Origin of the sequence: Pseudomonas sp. B21-019, from assembly GCF_024749225.1 — a bacterium.
In the GTDB taxonomy this organism is placed as follows: Bacteria; Pseudomonadota; Gammaproteobacteria; order Pseudomonadales; family Pseudomonadaceae; genus Aquipseudomonas.
On sequence record NZ_CP087193.1, the window covers coordinates 1,531,647 to 1,545,797 of the forward strand.

A 14,151-nucleotide genomic window follows, 5' to 3' on the forward strand; every position below is an offset into this window, starting at 1 on the left:
CCACCTGACGACTTACGTGGAAAGTCAGTCATTGCTGTGTATTACTTCTGACTCCACTCAAGGAGCCAAGCAATGCGACACAGAGGTGCACAGTTCTGGTTATGGACCGACCCCCGATTACCTCACCACATCCATGAAGAAGTGCTCGGTGACGGGACGCAAGTGGAAGTGCGGGCACGACTGAGTCGTGAGGGGATCACCCAGGTGTTCATCGGTGTTTACGATAACCATGGGATCATGCTGTGTGAGGAGTTTCACGACAGGGGTAGTGATGAGACTTACTGCGCGGCGTTGAAGTGGGGCGCGCTGCGAGCGGGGGAGATTGTAGCGGGCACGCAGGCGTTCGTTGCACCTCATCGGGTGCAACTGACGCTCGGTACGGTCATCACCGATGAGTCGGTACTGGCGCTGCGACGGATGGAAATGAACGAACGTGAGCGTTTCAAGCTCAGCTGTGAAGACGCGTGGTCGGAATACCTGGCCGCCAAAGCGGCCATGCTTGACCTCATGCGCGCGCCCAAAGTCGATCCCAGGGTCTGGGCGGACCACAAGGAGCGACTGAAGCAGGCGATTGACCGGCGCATCTGTGTACAACGCGCCTATTTACGCTGAGCTATTCAGAACCTGATGCCCGGTGCTGTCGCAGGGTCTCGATGGTCGCGATCAGGTCATCGTAGGACACCGGTTTTCCAATGTACTGGTCAAAGCCCGATTGACGAGCCTTTTTAATATCGCTGATAGCGCCGTAACCAGTCAGGGCAATGGCCGGCACATCCTTGACGTGGGGCAACTGACGTAATGCTTGCATCAGTTCGTGGCCGTTCATGACCGGCATGCCCAAATCCGAAATGATCAGGTCGAAGTGGCTGTTGGTTGCCGCATCCAGAGCATCCCATGGACGATCGAAGGCAACGACTTCGGCGTCCTCCATTTCCAGCAGCATTTTCAGGGTTTCCAGTACCTCGGCGGAGTCGTCGACCAGCAGAATCGTCAGGCCGCTCAGTTTTCCTGATACCTCGTCGGTTGGCGTTGTGGTTTGGGTTTTGCCTTCACTACTGGCCAGCGGCAAATAGACAGTGAAGGTACAGCCTTCCCCAACGCCCGGCGAATTCACTTCAACCGTGCCATGTTGGGCCTCGGTCAATTGGCGCACCAGTGACAAACCGATGCCCAGCCCTTCGCGCTGGTGGTTGGCGTGCTGTGTTTCAGCCTGGCCAAACAGGTCGAATACGTGTTCGAGGTTCTCGGTCGCGATGCCGGTGCCATTGTCCTTGACGTCTAGCCGCGCCATGTTTCCGGCCAGGCTGGCGATCAATTGCACGCGGCCGTCGGGCGGGGTGAATTTCAGTGCGTTATTCACCAGGTTCCAGATGATCTGCTCCAGGCGCGTCGGATCGGCGCGCACCATCAACGGCTCCGAAGGCACATACAGCTCGACGGTGGTGCTGTGTTGATCGTTGAGGACGACGGTGTAAATGTCGCGCAGCACACTGGCCAGATCCACGGCGATCGGTTTGAGCTTGAGCTTGCCGGTGCGCACGCGGGCGACATCCAGCAGGTCGTCGATGATCCGCGCCTGGCTGCTGACAGCATCGCAGATGGTGTTGACGGCTTTGGCGGCCGGCGCCACCGACTTGGTCACCGGTAAGCGCCGCAACAGTTCGGCGTTGAGCTGGATCAGGTTCAGAGGATGCTTGAGTTCGTGGGACATGACCGCGAAGAACTCATCCTTGAGGTAATTGGTGTTCAGCGTCTCGGCCAGTTGTTGGCTTTGTTCCTCATGCTGGCGTTTGTGACCGGTAAGGTCCCGGGCGATTTTCACGTAGCCGCGAAGGCTGTCACCGCTGAGCAAGGTCACTTCGCCGCTGCAATAGAAGCGGCTGCCGTCCTTGCGCAGGTGCCAGCGTTCATCTTCGGAACGGCCATGGGTGCGAGCCCCCAGCAGTTCGGTTTCAGGCACGCCGGTGGCGCGGTCTTCGGCGGAAAAAATGAAGTCGTAGTAAGCGCCTTCGGCCTCGGCCTTGCTGTAGCCGAAGATCAGTTCGGCGCCTTTGTTCCAGGTGGTGATCACGCCTTGTTCATCAAGGGTGATGATCGCGTAGTCGCGGGTGCTTTCGGCCACCAGACGCATGCGTTCTTCGCCCAGGCGCAGTTCTTCTTCGGCCTCGCGGCGTTTGGTGATGTCGATGAACGTCAGCACGGTGCCGTCGATATGGTCTTCACTGGAGCGGTAGGGCAGCAGACGGGCGATATACCAGTGCTTGTCGGTACTGCTGACTTCGCGTTCGATCATGTTCAGTGATTCGAATACCAGTGCGGCGTCACTCGCCAGGTCGTCGTAGTGCAGGCGATGCGTGATGTCGAGCAGGGAGCGGCCGGTATCCACCGGCAACATGCTGAAAATGTCGGTGGCGCGCGGGGTGAACCACTTGATTCGCATGCTGCGGTCGACAAACACCGTGGCAATGTCGGTGGAGGCGATCAGGTTGGTCAGGTAGTCGTTGATCTTGTCGGTTTCTTCGACTTTGGTTTTCAGCTCGTAGTTGACCGTCAGCAGCTCTTCGTTGATCGATTGCAGCTCTTCCTTGCTGGTTTCCAGCTCTTCGGTGGCCGAGCGCAGTTCTTCGTTGATCGCCTGCATTTCTTCGTTGGAAGCTTTCAGTTCTTCGCTGGAGATTTCCGATTGTTCAATGGTGTCCTGCAAGTGCAGCTTGGTGCGCTGCAGTTCACGTTCCAGGTTGGACAGCACCTGGCTTTCGGTTTGCAGCAGGGTCGTGGCCGTCGCTTGTGAAGGATCGACTTCGACTTCCTCGAAAATCACCAGGACGAACTCGCCATCCGACTCGTCATCCTTGTAAGGCTGCGCCTCCAGACTGACCTTGTAACGCCGCTCTTCGCGCTTGATCGGCACCTCGCGTGATTTCACGGCCAGGCCGCTCTGCTGGACCTGGAACAGCGTGGTGCGGATTTCCAGGCGCAGTTCCGGAAGGATCAGCGTCAGCAGGTTGCGTGACAGCTCTCCGCCCACATGTCGCAGGAAACGCCCGGCACCTTCGCTCATGTGCAGGATGTCGGCGTTGGTATCGACGATCATGCTCGGCGGAGCGTAGCGTTCGAGGGCGCGCTGGTGGATGTCGGCGAACGACAGCTTGCGCTGCACGACGTTTTGCGGCGCCTGCCGGGAAATATTGGAGCGCACATAACCACCGCGCGGCACGGTCGGCGTACGTCGGCTACTCGCGGTGCCGGTTTTTGCACGGAAGATCCGGTTGCGTTTGTCCACCGGCGTGAACAGCTCATGGCAAGCGTCTGCGCTTTCGGAAGAGCCCAGGAACAGAAAGCCACCGGGCCGTAATGCAAAGTGGAACATCTGCAGGATTTCGCGTTGAACTTCGCGATCCAGATAGATCAACAGGTTCCGGCACACGATCAGGTCGATTTGCGAGAAGGGTGGGTCGGACAGCAGGCTGTGCTTGGCGAACAGCACCTTCTCGCGGATTTCCTTGCGAATCCGATAGTGCTCATCTTCCTTGATGAAGTAATGCCGCAGCCGCGTTGGCGGTACATCCGTCACGATGGCTTGCGGGTAGAGACCGGCCCGACCGAAGCTGATGGCGCGCTCGTCGATGTCGGTGGCGAAAATTTGCAGCGAGGCGTTGCTGGCCTCCAGTTGCAGCTGATCGTTGACCAGCATCGCCAGGCTGTAGGCTTCTTCGCCGGTGGAGCAGCCAGCCGACCAGATCCGGATTTCTTCTTTCTCAGGCTGGGCCGACACCGCGGCGCCGACCAGTTGCGGCACGATATCGCGCTCCAGCGCTTCGAAGGCTTCGCGATCACGGAAGAAGTTGGTCACGCCGATCAGCATGTCTGCCAGCAACGCCTTGGTTTCTTCGGGATTGTCTTGCAGGTAGCGGTAATAAGCCCCCAGCTCTGGCTGGGCGGTGACTTGCATCCGGCGCTCGATTCGGCGCAATACCGTCGCGCGTTTATAGTGCTTGAAGTCATGGCCGGTGCCGGTGCGCAACAGAATCAGGATGTCGTGCAGCATTTGCTCGGCGAGTGCTGCTTCGCGCTCGGATATCGAGGCAATGGTTTGCAGTTGCGGATCGTTGGCGGCGGGCAAGCTGATTTCCCGGGAGTTGTGCCACAGGTCCAGCAGCTTTTGCGGCATTTCCACCACAGGCAACACCAGATCGACCATGCCGGTCTCGATGGCCGCCCGAGGCATGCCGTCGAACTCGGCGTCTTCCGGCATCTGGGCCATGGTGATACCGCCCTGTTCCTTGATGCGTGACAAACCGACCGCGCCATCGGAGCCGCTGCCGGAAAGCACCAGGCAAAAGGCGCGCTCCTGATGGACATCAGCCAAGTCACGAAAGAACAGATCGATCGAGGCGTGGCGCCCCAGGTGTGGATCGTTGTCACTGACCTCCAGGTTGCCGTCATTCATCGTCAGCCGCTGCGCCGGTGAGATGACGTACACCCGGTTTTTCTCGATCGGCACGGTTTCGGTGACCTGCAGGACCTGCATCCGGGTCGATTCCTGGATGATCTGGTCTGCGATGCTTTGGTGGTCGGGCGACAGGTGAAGAATGATCACAAATGCCATGCCGTTGTCGTGAGGCATGTTCTCGAAGAACAATTTAATGGCTTGCAGCCCGCCCGCCGAAGCGCCAATGCCCACCACGGGAAAGTCCAGGGTGCTGGGACTCAATACCTTTCGCTCGGGCGCCGTGGCCGAGTGCTTGGGGGCTGTGGTCATTTCCTTCTGCCTTTGCTGGCGATGTAAAACGTATTGAGGGCGAGCGGGTATAAAACGCGGGTTTCTTAAAACAGGATAATCCCGTTTTTCAATAACACCTTCAATTATTTAGCGCGCATTTGTGCGGCTATATAAGTTTTTGACAAGCCAATGCGCGATTGCACTCCCGCCGCTTCAAGGGAACGCGACTACTGGCCGATAACCTCGATGGTCGTCGCTTTTGGCGGCTGGCAATCACGGCTTGTGCGAAATGACTTGATAGCCTATGGCCTCTCGCTATCATCTGCGCGCCAAAAAGGGCGCGAAGCTGAGTTTGCCCGTGTGGTTGCCTTTGGGTTGTTCTTCCTTAAATTGCCTGGAAATCTTCGATGCTGTCGTATCACCAAAAAAGCTTTTTGATCGTCGATGATTTCTCGGATTTCCGCAGTTCCGTCAGGTCCATGCTGCGGGAGTTGGGCGTCAAGGACGTCGACACCGCCGATACCGGTGAGCAGGCGCTGCGCATGTGCTCGCAGAAGTCCTATGACTTCATCCTGCAGGATTTCCACCTGGGCGATGGCAAGAAGAACGGTCAGCAGGTGCTCGAAGACCTGATGATCGAGAAGCTGATCAGCCATGAAAGTGTGTTTGTCATGGTCACCGCCGAAACCAGCCAGGCCATGGTGCTCAGCGCGCTGGAGCATGAGCCCGACGCTTACCTGACCAAACCGTTCAACCGCTCCGGTCTGGCCCAGCGCCTGGAGCGACTGGAACAGCGCAAGACCTTGCTCAAGCCGATCCTGCAAGCGCTTGACCGGGGCAAACCGGTTGAAGTGCTCAATGCCTGCATCGCCCTGTGCAAACAGGACATTCGTTATTCGCCGCTGTGCCTGCGTTACCGCGCCGATGCGTTGCGCGACTTGAATCAGAACGAAGCGCTGGAGCGTCTTTACGACAGCATCATTGCCGATCGGCCTTTGCCTTGGGCATTTGCCGGATTGGGCCAATTGCTGTTCAAGCGCGGGCAGGTCAGCCAGGCCAAGGGCATTTACGAAAAAGCCTTGAAAGTCTTCCCGATGATGCCGGCCCTCTACGATGGCATGGCCGATGTGCTGGTCGCCGAAGGCGACACCAAAGCGGCGCAGAAAGTATTGGAAGAGGCTATTCGCCTGTCGCCGCTGGCGGTGCGTCGGCAAGCGTTGCTAGGCAAGTTGGCAATGGCCAACGAAGACTTTGACACTGCCTCCAAAGCCTATCGCCAGGCCGTTAACCAAGGGGCGCAGTCACGTTTCAAGGATGCGGAAAGCAACCTCGGCCTGGCCCATGCCTTGATCAGCAAAGGCTCGGAAAAGGGCCTGGACACTCGAACCCGACTGGAAATCAACACGACGCTGAGTGCGGTGGCGAAGGAGAACCCGTCAGACCCGGGCCTGCAGATTCGCGCGCGTTTGATGAAGGCCACCAGCCTGTTGCTCAACGATGCCGAGACCGCCGAGAAGCTCACCGAGCAAGCGATGATGCGCCTCGATGGCATGGAACAGTTCATGAGCGCCGAAGCGGCGCTGCTGGTGGCCAAGCAGCTGCAAATGCTCGGGCAGGCGAGTGCTGGTGCTTCGATGTTGAAAAACTGTGCGGAAATCTACGGCGACGATCCGACCGTGATGAAGGGCATCGCCAAGCTGACCGACGACCCGACCATCCTCAACTCGGGCAACGCCGCCGCCGACCTCAACCGTCAGGGCGTGCGGGTGTACAAGACCGGCAATCTGGTGGAAGCCCGGGATGTGTTCCGCAAAGCCCTGGCGCTGCAACCGAAGAACATCAGTATTGCCCTGAACATGGCGCAGTCGCTGCTGCATGGCACCGACACCAGCGTGCCGTCGGCCGAGCTGGAAGAGTGCCGGGCCTGCCTGAAAACGGTCGGCCTGATGCCCGATACCGATGCGCGTTATCCGCGCTACCAGAAACTGAAAATCAAGGCGTTCGGCGAATGATCGACAGCGAACCGTCACTCGACTTCTCCACGGTGATTGCCTCCACCGTGCACGACATGAAGAACTCTCTGGCCATGCTGATGCAGGCGCACAGCCAATGGCTGGCACGCTTACCCGACCCTGAGCGGCACACCCCGGAGCAGGGCGTGATCGACTTCGAGTTCGCCCACCTCAATGGCATGCTGGTGCAGTTGCTGGGGCTGTACAAGCTGGGCGTCAACCAGATGCCGTTGCAGCCGGCCTACCATGAACTGGATGACTTCATCGAGGCGCAACTGGCGGCTCACCAGGAAGTGTTCGCCAGCCGCGGCATTATCGCGACCTATGAAGTGGACCCGTTAAGCCCGCTGGGTTTCTTCGATCGGGAGCTGATTGCCTCGGTGCTCGCCAACAGCATCAACAACGCCATCCGTTACGCCCGGCATGCCTTGTTGATCAGCGTCAGCGATGAGGCCGGGCAATTGGTGCTGACCATCAACGACGATGGCGAGGGTTATCCACCCGAGATGATCGAGCGTCAGGCCGACTATGTGCAGGGCATCAACCACAGCAGTGGCAGCACCGGCCTTGGTTTGTACTTCGCCGGGCGGATTGCCGCCTTGCATCAGCGTGATGGTGTGGGCGGACGCACCGAAATCAGTAATGGCGGCCCGTTGGGCGGTGGTGTGTTCAGTCTCTACCTCCCATAGAGCGCCGTTTCTGACCTGGAATACTCCCCGTAGGAGCTGGCGAAGCCTGCGATCTTTTGACTTTGTTTTTTAAAGGCAAGATCAAAAGATCGCAGCCTGCGGCAGCTCCTACGGTGCGATTGCGCCTTTTTGTTTGACGCTGCTTGATATTCCGAACAGCCGGAGCCTATTTTGTACGGGTCGCCGTTCGCGGCTCGTACAACAACAAGGATTGCGTCATGACAACCGATGGCCATCGCTCACTCGCGCAGCGATTGACGGGCATTGATGAGATTGAATGTGTCACGCCGGACCTGAACGGCGTACCACGCGGCAAGGTAATGACCGCTGAAGGATTTCTTGAGGGGCGGCGTTTGCAGATGGCGCGGGGAGTGCTGCTGCAATGCATCATGGGCGGCTATCCGCCCGCGCACTTTTATGGCAGCGATGATGGCGATCTGGCGCTGGTGCCTGATCCGGGGCAGATCCATCGCTTGCCCTGGAGTTCGCCCCCTCGGGCACTGGCCATATGCGATGCGCAGGAACTGACTGGCGAGAGCTCGCACCTGTCGACTCGCGGCCAACTCAAGGCAGTGATCGCTCGCTACGCCGCCCTCGGTCTGGCGCCGGTCGTGGCGACCGAGCTGGAATTCTTTGTGTTCGCGCCCAACCCTGACCCGACGCAACCCTTCCAGCCGCCAGTGGGCCTGGACGGTCGTCGCGAGGACGGTCATTCGGCATTCAGCATCAGCTCCAATAACGGCTTGCGGCCGTTCTTCACTGAAGTCTACGCAGGCATGGCGGCGCTGGGCTTGCCGCGCGATACCTTCATGCACGAGATGGGCGTCAGTCAGTTCGAGATCAACCTGCTGCACGGCGATCCGCTGCTGCTGGCCGACCAGACCTTGCTGTTCAAGCATCTGCTCAAGGAAGTGGCGCTCAAGCATGGCCTGACCGTGGTCTGCATGGCCAAGCCGTTGGCTCACACGCCGGGCAGTTCGATGCATATTCACCAGAGCGTCGTCGAGATCGACAGCGGGCGTAACGTGTTCAGCGACAAGGCCGGCGAGCCGACCGCGACCTTCCGTCATTTCATCGGTGGCCAACAGGCTGGCCTGGCGGATTTCACCGCGCTGTTTGCGCCGAACGTGAACTCTTATCAGCGCCTGTGCCATCCTTTTGCATCGCCCAATAATGCTTGCTGGTCCCATGACAACCGCGCGGCCGGCCTGCGCATTCCGGCCAGTTCTCCGGTCGCTCGTCGGGTCGAAAACCGCCTGCCAGGGGCTGACGCCAACCCGTATCTGGCGATCGCCGCGAGCCTGGCGTCGGGGCTGTATGGCATCGAAAACAAACTGGAGCCGAGCGAAGCGGTCCGGGGCGAATTCGTGGTGCCGGATAATCTTGCGTTGCCGTGTACCTTGCATGCCGCTCTTGAACGTCTGAAACGTAGCCAATTGGCGAAGGAACTGTTCGGCAAGGAGTTCATCGAAGGCTACATCGCTTCGAAGACCCTGGAGTTGACCAGCTTCCTCGATGAAATTACTCCCTGGGAACGGCGTGTTCTAGCAGCCCAGGCCTGACGACCCGTCGCCATCGGGCTATCGTTGTCGATAGCCCGATACTCACTGCAAGGAGCCGCTCGGAACGCCGATGCGCCAAATCCTGAAATCCTTTCGAGGACTTTATTTCGCCTCGCTGATGATGTTGATCGGCTCGGGCCTGTTGAGTACTTACCTTGCCCTGCGCCTGGCGGCCGATAAGGTCGACAGCCTGTGGGTCGGCGCGTTGATGGCGGCCAACTATTTCGGCCTGGTGCTGGGCGGCAAGATCGGCCATCGACTGATTGCCCGGGTCGGGCATATTCGAGCTTATTCAGCCTGCGCCGGGATCGTCGGTGCGGCGGTGCTGGGCCACGGCCTGGTGGACTGGCTGCCCGCGTGGCTGTTCCTGCGGGTGATTGTTGGCCTGGGCATGATGTGCCAGTACATGGTGATCGAAAGCTGGCTCAATGAGCAGGCAGAAGCCAAGCAGCGTGGCGTGGTGTTCAGCGGCTACATGATCGCTTCGTACCTGGGGCTGGTGTTGGGTCAGCTGATTCTGGTCATGCACCCGGGCCTGGGCCTGGAACTGCTGATGCTGGTCGCACTGTGTTTCGCCCTGTGTCTGGTGCCAGTGGCCCTGACCCGGCGGATTCACCCGGCACCTTTGCACCCGGCGCCGATGGAGCCGCGCTTCTTCATCAAACGCGTGCCGCAGTCACTGAGCACGGTGTTGGGGGCGGGATTGATCGTCGGTTCGTTCTACGGCCTGGCGCCTCTGTATGCCTCCCAGCAAGGATTGTCCACCGAGCAGGTCGGTCTGTTCATGGGCAGCTGCATTTTTGCAGGCCTGGTGGTGCAGTGGCCGTTGGGATGGCTATCGGATCGTTATGACCGGGCGGTATTGATCCGCAGTTTTGCGTTTAGCCTGGCGCTGGCCGCGCTGCCGCTGGCGATCATGCAGCAGGTACCGCTGGAGGTGCTGTTCATCGCCGGGTTCCTCTGTTCGTTGGTGCAGTTCTGCCTGTACCCGCTGGCGGTGGCGTTCTCCAACGACCACGTCGAGGGTGATCGCCGGGTGTCGCTGACGGCCATGTTGCTGGTGACCTACGGTGTCGGCGCGAGTGTCGGACCGTTGGTGGCCGGGGTGCTGATGAAGTTGTTCGGCAGTCACATGCTCTATGCCTTTTTCAGCTTCTTCGCGCTGGTGCTGGTGTGGCGAATCCGCCCGAAAGCGGTGACCAATCTGCATCAGGTGGACGATGCTCCGCTGCATCATGTGGCCATGCCCGACAGCATGTCGAGTTCGCCACTGGTGGCGTGCCTTGACCCGCGTGTCGATGAGCAGGTGGTGCAGGATCAGATGCAGAACCCGGTCAACCCGGAGGCTGATGTCAATCCGGATGCCGAGTCCGAACCAGAACCTGAACCAGTTTCGGATTCAGAAGACCCGGACGCAGGTCGCGAGCAAAGTTTTACCGAAGCGCGGCCTTGATCAAGGCATAAAAAAACGGGCAGTCCCCGCAAGGGACTGCCCGTTTTTTATTGGCGGGGCGTATCAGAAATCGTCTTTATCGAAGCGCCGCGCTTCACGCTGAAGCTGATAGACGAACCGCTCGACCTGCCGTTGCACCAGGCCGCTCATGTTGTGAAAACGCACGCCGGCGAAGGTGGTGTTGATCTTTTCTTCAAAGTGCAGGTAACGCAGCTCCACCGGTGCCGTCATGTTGCCGAAGGGCAGGGCGGCGATGAAGCGGTCGTAGACCTGGCCCAATTGCAGCTTGGCGGTGATGTCGCCTTCGAAGCGCAACTTGCAGCCGGTGGCGGAGATGTCCAACAGTTTGCCGCCGAGGGGCGACTTGAGTTTCTCACCGCCCAGCTCGACATTGACCAGTTGTGCCAGCTTCAACGCAGCGCGGAAAGCATTGCGGCGCTGGTGGTAAACCACCTCATCGGGCAGCGCGCCACGGTAGCAGCGGCCATCACCGGACTCGTCGATGGTCAGCGGGCCATTGCTTTCCCAGGCGATGCGCACGCCGTCGTGGAAGCCTTCGACCTTGAACGGTTCGCCGGCCAGCAGAAAGCGTTCGCCGTCGCGCGGGATCATTTCGTCCAGGGCGATCATCTTGCTGTCACGGTCGACGTCCACCAGATAACTCTGGAAGCGCTGGCTGCGCTCATGGAACGTGATGATCAGCGGGTCATGGCTGTCTTGCAGCTGACGCAGGTTGCCGGAGATTTCCAGGGGCGTGGTGAGCACCTTGGGTGGCTGCGGAGCATCTTCCGCGCTTAAGGCATTGGACACGAGGTATCAATCTCCAGACAAATATGACTACTGGCCGGCATTCTGCCAGCATGTTTCGCGTCTTGATAGGGCGTGCTCATTGAAAGGCTCAAGCCTGACTGAGCGGGCGTGGCTTGGCGAGCTTGGAGGTTGATCCGCGGGCATCGTAGAGCGCTGGCGGCTCGCCGCCGGTGAGGATTTTCAGCTGGTTGGCCGTGGCGGCCTGCTGCACCAGAATCGACTGGCCATTGTTGGCATTGGCGGCCTGGCACTGGGCCAGGAGGTCGGTCAGCACGTCGCTCTGTCCCAGCAACCGTTCGCCAATGCTCGACTGGCTGGCGAGTTGCTCCAGGCCCTGGCGGTTGGTTGGCAGGTTGAGGCTGGCGAGGATTTCACTGCGCTTGCGGCCATGCTGTTCGAGCAGAATGATCAATGCCTGTTTATGCGCCAGGATTTCTTCGAGCAGTGGCATGTCGCGACCGTGCAAGGCGAGGGACTCGGTTTGCAGCAGCTCCAGCAGTTGTTGCGCCGGGGCAAAGTCGTCGATGATCAGTTGCAGTAAATGAGTGTCGTGCATGGCTGGCCTTGGGTTTTAAGCGTCCAAAAGCCTGGCGCGGGCCGTGGCCTAGCGCTGGGCTTCGAAGTTGAGCAGTTTGCTGGCTACACGGTTGCTGTCGACTTTATAGCTGCCATCGGCAATCGCTGCTTTCAACTCGGCCACGCGGGCGTTGTCGACGGCAGGCTGATCGCGCAGCTTGTCAGTGACCTTCTGCAACTGTTGAGCCTCATTGCTGAGGTGTACCGATTCCCCGCTTTTGGTGGTACTGGCCTGTTCGGCCGGGGTATTCAGCGGCGCGGATTGGCCGGCTTCGGCGGTTTCCTTGGCGGTGCTGGTACGCGTACTGCCCGTAAGTGACGAGGAGCTGTTTAAACGACTGAAATCGATGACCATGACAATAAACCTCTGGATATTTGGACGCTTGCCATGTTTTCGGCGATTCCCCGAAAAACTTTAGGCCCATTTATCAATGAGCTTGCATGCGCCAGCGCATGCCCTGCATGCGGCACAGTTTAGGCAACCGCCAGGCGGTGCGCCATCACTTCACACACCCAGAGCCCTTACATGGCCACTTCCACCTGGCCGGGCGCTGTGACTTGCGCCTTGATGACCCGCTGGGAGTTAAGGTTCTTCACGCGAATCTGCTCGCTCAGGCCGCCGTTGGACAGCGCTTCACCCGGCATGCGCACACTGAGCGTACCGCTGCGGGCGGTAATCACCACCTGGTCGCCCTTGCGAACCACTTCCGCCTGTTCGAGATGCACCAGCGTAATGATCTGATCGGCGACCATTGGTCGGGTAAGTTTTTGCCCGATCGCCTGATCGACGGAAGTCAGAAACCCCTGATTTATCAGGCTGATATCACGCTCGCGCAGGGTTACGTCCTGAGGTTCGATAATCCCTGTGCGCTTGAGCGGACGAGTGGTCGTCACAATGTCGCGAAACAGCTTCACTTGAGCGGGCACGAAGACCGTCCAGGGCGAGGCGCCATCGCAGCGAACCTTGACCGTGACCCGTCCCAGAGGCCTTGCCGGGCTCTCGAGGGTGGCTGTCAATTCCTTGTCGCACATAGGCATGCGCAGGCGCGGATCGAGCTGGTTGACCTGGATTTCGTAGCGACCTTGCGTTTGACTGGTGGCCAGATAGTCCTCTACGGTGAATTCAAGAAAGCCTTGGGTGACGCCGATAAGCATGTCAGGCAAGGTAACCGTATCAGCAAGGGCAGGGCTGCCAGCGTTGAACAGGCAAGCGGCCGACATCGCGCAGAGCAATCTGCGGCAGGTTGATGTCAGGTGTCGGAAAAATGTCGGTTCTGTGTTCATAAGAGTTAAAAAGCAAGCGCCGTGCCGTTTCGTGATGAATGTGCGTCGCAACACACTTAGCGTTGGTGTAGGAGTCTGGGCATGGCTGGTGTAATGGATTCGGTGAACCAGCGCACGCAACTGGTAGGGCAGAATCGCCTTGAGCTGTTGTTGTTCCGTCTCGACGGCCAGCAGCTGTATGGGATCAACGTGTTCAAGGTTCGCGAGGTGCTGCAATGCCCCAAGCTGACCCTGATGCCCAAGTCCAGTCCTGTCGTGTGCGGTGTGGCGAATATTCGGGGGGCAACCATTCCGATCCTGGATCTGGCGATGGCGACCGGTGCCGGTCGGTTGCTGGACCAGAGCAATCCCTTTGTGATCATCACGGAGTACAACACCAAGACCCAGGGTTTCCTGGTTCGGTCGGTGGAGCGCATCGTCAACATGAACTGGGAGGAGATTCATCCGCCACCCAAGGGCACGGGGCGCGATCACTACCTGACGGCTGTGACTCGGGTCGACAACCAGTTAGTCGAAATCATCGACGTCGAAAAGGTGCTGGCGGAAGTGGCGCCGACGCCGGAAGCGATTTCGGTGGGCGTGGTCGATGTTGAAACCCAGCACAAGGCGCTCTCCTTGCGCGTATTGACGGTCGACGACTCGTCGGTGGCGCGCAAGCAGGTGACCCGTTGCCTGCAAACGATCGGTGTCGAAGTGGTGGCGTTGAACGATGGTCGGCAAGCGCTGGATTACCTGCGCAAGCTGGTCGACGAGGGCAAGAAGCCGGAAGAAGAGTTCCTGATGATGATCTCCGACATCGAGATGCCGGAGATGGACGGGTACACCCTGACGGCCGAGATCCGCAACGACCCGCGCATGCAAAAGCTCCATATCATCCTGCATACTTCGTTGTCGGGTGTGTTCAATCAGGCGATGGTCAAGAAGGTCGGTGCCGATGACTTCCTGGCCAAGTTCCGTCCTGATGACCTGGCATCCCGGGTAGTCGACCGGATCAAAGCAGCAGATAACAGCTAGAGGCCTTCTGCCCCTGGCGGTCAACACG

At 59.2% G+C, this 14,151-nt stretch carries 11 protein-coding genes; 6 read left to right on the forward strand and 5 right to left on the reverse strand.

Features of this window, described 5'->3' with window-relative positions; genetic code table 11:
• Positions 1-72: 72 nt before the first annotated feature.
• Positions 73-612 carry a hypothetical protein gene (locus LOY36_RS06785; protein WP_258672718.1) on the forward strand — a complete coding sequence of 180 codons (540 nt, stop codon included), beginning with the start codon at positions 73-75 and terminating at the stop codon, positions 610-612.
• Position 613: 1 nt separating this feature from the next.
• Here the strand turns inward: LOY36_RS06785 and LOY36_RS06790 are convergent, their stop codons facing one another.
• A complete protein-coding gene (locus tag LOY36_RS06790) occupies positions 614-4,762 on the reverse strand; it encodes a CheR family methyltransferase (RefSeq protein WP_258672719.1) in 4,149 nt (1,382 codons plus the stop codon).
• A gap of 368 nt (positions 4,763-5,130) precedes the next feature.
• On the opposite strand from LOY36_RS06790, the gene LOY36_RS06795 reads away from it, so the two are divergent.
• The 4 genes from LOY36_RS06795 to LOY36_RS06810 all read left to right on the forward strand — a co-directional run bounded on the left by LOY36_RS06795 (position 5,131) and on the right by LOY36_RS06810 (position 10,439).
• Positions 5,131-6,735: a tetratricopeptide repeat-containing response regulator gene (locus LOY36_RS06795; protein ID WP_138866960.1), complete on the forward strand. Its 1,605-nt coding sequence runs from the start codon at positions 5,131-5,133 to the stop codon at positions 6,733-6,735.
• On the forward strand, positions 6,732-7,424 hold the full coding sequence (locus LOY36_RS06800; protein WP_019650360.1) for a sensor histidine kinase KdpD: 693 nt from the start codon (positions 6,732-6,734) through the stop codon (positions 7,422-7,424). Before LOY36_RS06795 ends, LOY36_RS06800 begins: the two co-directional genes overlap by 4 nt.
• Before the next feature lie 320 nt (positions 7,425-7,744).
• Positions 7,745-8,986 carry a glutamine synthetase family protein gene (locus LOY36_RS06805; protein WP_258674148.1) on the forward strand — a complete coding sequence of 414 codons (1,242 nt, stop codon included), beginning with the start codon at positions 7,745-7,747 and terminating at the stop codon, positions 8,984-8,986.
• A 70-nt stretch (positions 8,987-9,056) separates the two neighbouring features.
• The gene (locus LOY36_RS06810) at positions 9,057-10,439 is read left to right on the forward strand and encodes an MFS transporter (RefSeq protein ID WP_258672720.1); all 1,383 of its coding nucleotides are present in this window, start codon (positions 9,057-9,059) and stop codon (positions 10,437-10,439) included.
• 63 nt (positions 10,440-10,502) lie between these two features.
• On the opposite strand, the gene LOY36_RS06815 is transcribed toward LOY36_RS06810, so the two are convergent.
• The 4 genes from LOY36_RS06815 to flgA all read right to left on the reverse strand — a co-directional run bounded on the left by LOY36_RS06815 (position 10,503) and on the right by flgA (position 13,109).
• Entirely contained in the window at positions 10,503-11,249 is a 747-nt protein-coding gene (locus LOY36_RS06815; RefSeq protein ID WP_258672721.1) for a flagellar brake protein, read from the reverse strand.
• An 88-nt stretch (positions 11,250-11,337) separates the two neighbouring features.
• Positions 11,338-11,805, reverse strand: a complete 468-nt coding sequence (locus LOY36_RS06820; RefSeq protein WP_018926324.1) for a flagella synthesis protein FlgN — start codon at positions 11,803-11,805, stop codon at positions 11,338-11,340.
• 48 nt (positions 11,806-11,853) lie between these two features.
• On the reverse strand, positions 11,854-12,180 hold the full coding sequence (gene flgM, locus LOY36_RS06825) for a flagellar biosynthesis anti-sigma factor FlgM (protein WP_007937499.1): 327 nt from the start codon (positions 12,178-12,180) through the stop codon (positions 11,854-11,856).
• A gap of 167 nt (positions 12,181-12,347) precedes the next feature.
• Positions 12,348-13,109: a flagellar basal body P-ring formation chaperone FlgA gene (gene flgA / locus LOY36_RS06830; RefSeq protein ID WP_019582904.1), complete on the reverse strand. Its 762-nt coding sequence runs from the start codon at positions 13,107-13,109 to the stop codon at positions 12,348-12,350.
• An 81-nt stretch (positions 13,110-13,190) separates the two neighbouring features.
• On the opposite strand from flgA, the gene LOY36_RS06835 reads away from it, so the two are divergent.
• Entirely contained in the window at positions 13,191-14,123 is a 933-nt protein-coding gene (locus LOY36_RS06835; protein WP_019650363.1) for a chemotaxis protein CheV, read from the forward strand.
• The last annotated feature ends 28 nt before the right edge of the window (positions 14,124-14,151 follow it).

Bases quoted from the DNA above. Each gene is read 5' to 3' on its own strand.
- LOY36_RS06785 (WP_258672718.1), top strand. From the start codon at position 73: ATGCGACACAGAGGTGCACAGTTCTGGTTATGGACCGACCCCCGATTA.
- LOY36_RS06790 (WP_258672719.1), bottom strand. From the start codon at position 4,762: ATGACCACAGCCCCCAAGCACTCGGCCACGGCGCCCGAGCGAAAGGTA.
- LOY36_RS06795 (WP_138866960.1), top strand. From the start codon at position 5,131: ATGCTGTCGTATCACCAAAAAAGCTTTTTGATCGTCGATGATTTCTCG.
- LOY36_RS06800 (WP_019650360.1), top strand. From the start codon at position 6,732: ATGATCGACAGCGAACCGTCACTCGACTTCTCCACGGTGATTGCCTCC.
- LOY36_RS06805 (WP_258674148.1), top strand. From the start codon at position 7,745: ATGACCGCTGAAGGATTTCTTGAGGGGCGGCGTTTGCAGATGGCGCGG.
- LOY36_RS06810 (WP_258672720.1), top strand. From the start codon at position 9,057: ATGCGCCAAATCCTGAAATCCTTTCGAGGACTTTATTTCGCCTCGCTG.
- LOY36_RS06820 (WP_018926324.1), bottom strand. From the start codon at position 11,805: ATGCACGACACTCATTTACTGCAACTGATCATCGACGACTTTGCCCCG.
- flgM (WP_007937499.1), bottom strand. From the start codon at position 12,180: ATGGTCATCGATTTCAGTCGTTTAAACAGCTCCTCGTCACTTACGGGC.
- flgA (WP_019582904.1), bottom strand. From the start codon at position 13,109: ATGAACACAGAACCGACATTTTTCCGACACCTGACATCAACCTGCCGC.
- LOY36_RS06835 (WP_019650363.1), top strand. From the start codon at position 13,191: ATGGCTGGTGTAATGGATTCGGTGAACCAGCGCACGCAACTGGTAGGG.